Genomic DNA, 1122 nt, shown 5'->3' with positions numbered 1-1122 from the left:
GTCGAGCAGGAGCTTTGCGATGGAAGAAAATACCGCGCCCAACGTCATCGTGATCGACGGCGCCGCCCTGGCGGACGGCGGTTCGCTGTGGATCAGGATTTTGGTGGACGGGCAGGCCCAAGACTATTCGCTCGATCGCGTACTCGCATCGCGCGGTACGCCGCGCTACGACAGCATCCGCAGCGCGCACGGCGTACTGTCGAACGAAGAGCGACGGGAGTTGCGGGTGCTGCTGGAGCGCATCGCCGACCCCGCGATGTGGGCCGGCATCGTCGACACGTTCATCCAGGTGCTGAAGCGCTCCGACGCGTGATGAACGATGGCGTGCCGGGCGAGATTCAGAAGTCGTTGCGCATCTTGTGGAGCAGGCCGCTGGGTGACTGATGCGTGTCCACGGCAGTGAGGACATCGGTCAGGAACCACGGCAGGTTCAGCTGCGTGTTGGAATCGCCGACGCAGACGCGGATCGGCGGCGCGCTGGAGGGGGCGTGGGTGCCTGGTGCGGCGTCCCGCGACGGCACGCAATTTTTCGCGTATGCCTGAGCCGGAACCGGCGGCGCGACGGCACCCGAGGGCGCACCGGCGATGGCCGGCAGGCTGATGGCGGCAAACAGGGTCAGGGTGGCGGCAACGGCGACGCGTTTCATGAGGATTCTCCGGCGATGCTCGTTCGACCATGCGGGCCGGTGCGAGTTCGTGCGTGCGAGAGGCGTGTCACGTGCCCGAACGGGCCGCTTGGCCGCGTGCGACGCCGATCGCCTGCCCCGGTCGTCGGCCGCGCCGCTGCCGCGGCGCTTCTCCCGTCCGGCGCCGTAAGGCGCGCGTCAACGCGCTCGCGCATCCCGTCACTGATACCCGTAACACTGCTTCAGCCCCGCGTAGTCGTAGAAGTGGCTGCCCGGCGCGAGCTTCGCACCGTCGCACGCGGCCTGGAAATCCGTCTCGCGCTCGTTGTACAGCATCTTCACGATGAGCCGCGACCCGTTGCGATAGACATCCCACTGCATGTTCGCGGCCATCGGCGAGACCTGGTCGCCGCACCACGGATTGTTCGCATACGTGTACGTCTGCGCCTGCGGCGTCGGCACGAACACGTTCTTCAGGTTCATGATCGACGCGAAC

The 1122-nt window shown here is 66.8% G+C and carries 2 protein-coding genes and 1 pseudogene; 1 reads left to right on the top strand and 2 read right to left on the bottom strand.

All coding sequences use genetic code 11. The annotated features are described in order from the left end of the window. A partial coding sequence (locus JMF90_RS38070; protein ID WP_236598140.1) for a hypothetical protein occupies window positions 1-313 on the top strand: 313 nt, incomplete at its 5' end. 25 nt (window positions 314-338) lie between these two features. Here the strand turns inward: JMF90_RS38070 and JMF90_RS38065 are convergent. Both JMF90_RS38065 and JMF90_RS38060 read right to left on the bottom strand, forming a co-directional pair. Continuing rightward, window positions 339-647: a hypothetical protein gene (locus JMF90_RS38065; protein ID WP_011548616.1), complete on the bottom strand. Its 309-nt coding sequence runs from the start codon at window positions 645-647 to the stop codon at window positions 339-341. A gap of 198 nt (window positions 648-845) precedes the next feature. Continuing rightward, window positions 846-1122, bottom strand: a pseudogene (locus tag JMF90_RS38060) (histidine-type phosphatase); the annotation flags it as partial.

Source organism: Burkholderia sp. E168m23 (genome assembly GCF_016586125.1).
Taxonomy (GTDB): Bacteria; Pseudomonadota; Gammaproteobacteria; order Burkholderiales; family Burkholderiaceae; genus Burkholderia; species Burkholderia orbicola.
This window is presented reverse-complemented; position numbering and strand designations above follow the sequence as displayed.

What these genes read in the sequence shown, in the direction of transcription:
- JMF90_RS38065 (WP_011548616.1), bottom strand. Translation starts at nt 647, where the DNA reads ATGAAACGCGTCGCCGTTGCCGCCACCCTGACCCTGTTTGCCGCCATC.